2 protein-coding genes are annotated in these 2,382 nt (G+C 43.7%); both read left to right on the top strand.

Annotated features, from left to right (window positions below; genetic code table 11):
- The first annotated feature begins 68 nt into the window (after window positions 1-68).
- Window positions 69-917, top strand: coding sequence for a dTDP-4-dehydrorhamnose reductase (rfbD, locus tag ABN764_RS23725; RefSeq protein ID WP_446673279.1), 849 nt, complete (start codon window positions 69-71; stop codon window positions 915-917).
- A 59-nt stretch (window positions 918-976) separates the two neighbouring features.
- A complete protein-coding gene (locus tag ABN764_RS23720) occupies window positions 977-2,293 on the top strand; it encodes a hypothetical protein (protein ID WP_446673278.1) in 1,317 nt (438 codons plus the stop codon).
- The last annotated feature ends 89 nt before the right edge of the window (window positions 2,294-2,382 follow it).

Genomic DNA, 2,382 nt, shown 5'->3' with positions numbered 1-2,382 from the left:
CAAGAACGATCCCGAAACACCAAAAACCGAGCACATAATCGTCCCCAAAAACGGGGGGAGGTCATTGGATGAGAGTATTAATTACCGGAGCGCACGGCCAACTAAGCAGCGAATTAATTCGAAAATTGAGCAGCGAACATGACGTATTTGCCTATTCAAGCAAGGACTTAGATATTACTTCATGGTCCAATACCAGTTCTGTTGTGAGGGATGTATCTCCGGATGTGGTAATTCACTCTGCCGCAATCACAAATATCGACAAAGCGGAAGGCGACCCAAAGAATGCTTACTTGGTAAATAGCTACGGAACCCGCAATGTGGCGGTTGCTGCTGAGCAGTGTGGTTCCTCGCTGCTCTACTTAAGCTCGGCTTATGTGTTTGACGGTACCAAAGCTGAGCACGGTGAGTATGATAATCCTCGGCCTTTAAATGTTTATGGCGAGTCGAAATTAGGAGGGGAGTTGTTCGTGCGCTCTTTCCATACTAAATACTGGATCGTACGCACCTCTTGGCTTTATGGGGAGAATTTCATTCGATCGATTATAGATGTGTTGAATCGTCAGCAGTCCTTGAAGGTAAGTCCGAAACAAATCGGATCTCCGACTTCCGTTATTGATTTGGCAGCCTTCATACAAGGACTGATCCGAACCGAATCCTATGGAATTTATCATGTTACAAATAGTGGGAGATGCAATAAATTCGAATATTACAGAGAAATTCTCCGACTGTTGAATGTCCAAAACATAGATAAACGCTTGATCGCATCGGAGTCCTTGTCGAGCGTTCCTCGTCCTCCGTCGTGCTCATTGGGTCAGTTGTCAATTATGTTCCAAGGCTTCGAGATGCTGCGACCATGGGATGAGGCGTTAGAGAATTTTATGAGCACTAGGCAATTTGTTGACTTGAATGTGATATGAGTTATGCAGTGTTTCGGATGTTCGATGACCGCCCCATTCTTTAAAAGGAGATGAAAATCGTGAATCAATTGAAAGACGCAGGATCATTAATCCATTCTGGGAACTCCACGCGATATCCATTCGTGGCACAGGATAGAGTAAATTCATTATTTGGGCATCAAATTCATTGTGTTCTTCGCTTAGTTGGTTTTGTAGATATGGAACTCCTTGTTCAGGCCTATCGCGTGACGTTGGATATCGAGCCTGTACTAGGCTGTCGGTTAGCGGAAGAAAATCAAGAATGGTTTTGGGAAAGAAGAGCCGATTTGGACATGTTAAATGGCGTCTCTATCCATGAAACGGATGATGTGGAGACTCAGCTTAAAGCTTTCATTTGTGCACCTAGTGATGCGCGAGTTGATCCCTTAATAAGCATTCGTGTATTCAGATCTACTTATGATTTAATATGCGTCAAATGCAATCATGCTTGCTGCGATGCTGGAGGAGTGAAGGATTATATTTCATTGTTGTCATCCACGTACAATCATTTAAGTTCGAGTCCGAACAGCCCACCAACAGTCCCAAATAAGGGAAGACGTGATCAAGGGATCGTGTTCGATCAGCTCGGATATCATAATCTTTTAGAGGCATGGGATGCGTCAGAGGCACAGCCTATTGCCAAGTGGGCATTTCCTTTTGATCCGAGCACAGAGCAGAAGCTTTGGACGTCTACATATCGTTTTCAACCGGAATGTTACCGTTCATTTCAAACATTTAACCATCTACACGGAGTATCGTTTAATGATTTGCTTTTGACAGCTTATTATAGGGCTTTATTCAGCATCACCCGTTCGTATGGCGCGGGACCTATGCCTTTACCTGTTACTATGGACTTGCGGCAGCACTTACCGAACGGCAAGGCTAAAGCCATATGCAATTTGTCGAGCTCGATGAATATCGAAATAGAAGTACTTGAGCATGAACCGTTTCTCGATACCTTAATGAAAGTAAACAGGCAGACAAAGAAAGCGAAAAATCCAAGGCTTGGTGTCAATGGGATGGTTACGTTAGAAACACTTGCAGCACTTAACTACGAGGAGTTGAAGAAAACATTTCACATGTCAATGGAAGAAGGGATAAAATCGAAAAAGTCGAACCCGATTTTATCGAATGTCGGCATAATTAGCGACCAGCCCATTTTCTTCAGTGATGTGGAAGTGATTGATGCCTATATTGCAGGTCCGATTATGATGCCGCCAGGTTTCCTTTTGTTAATTAGCAGCTACAACCAGAACCTTACATTATCGACAGGATACGATGCTTCTTCGGTAAAAGAGGAACATGTAGAATTGTTGTTGCGGACAATGTCTTCAGAGCTAATCCTTGCAGTGAGTTGATCGCGCTAGTGAAAGGGGCTGTCCCATAAGTAGGTTTTTACTACCTGTGAGACGACTCTAGATTTGAAAAAGGTCGAGCTATGGGTTAC

It is taken from the genome of Paenibacillus wuxiensis, from assembly GCF_040195695.1.
Lineage (GTDB): Bacteria > Bacillota > Bacilli > Paenibacillales > Paenibacillaceae > Paenibacillus_B > Paenibacillus_B suaedae.
The sequence above is the reverse complement of the archived record's forward strand: the minus strand, read 5'-3'. Positions and strand labels throughout refer to the sequence as shown.

Coding starts and splice junctions, on each gene's coding strand:
- rfbD (WP_446673279.1), top strand. CDS start 69: ATGAGAGTATTAATTACCGGAGCGCACGGCCAACTAAGCAGCGAATTA.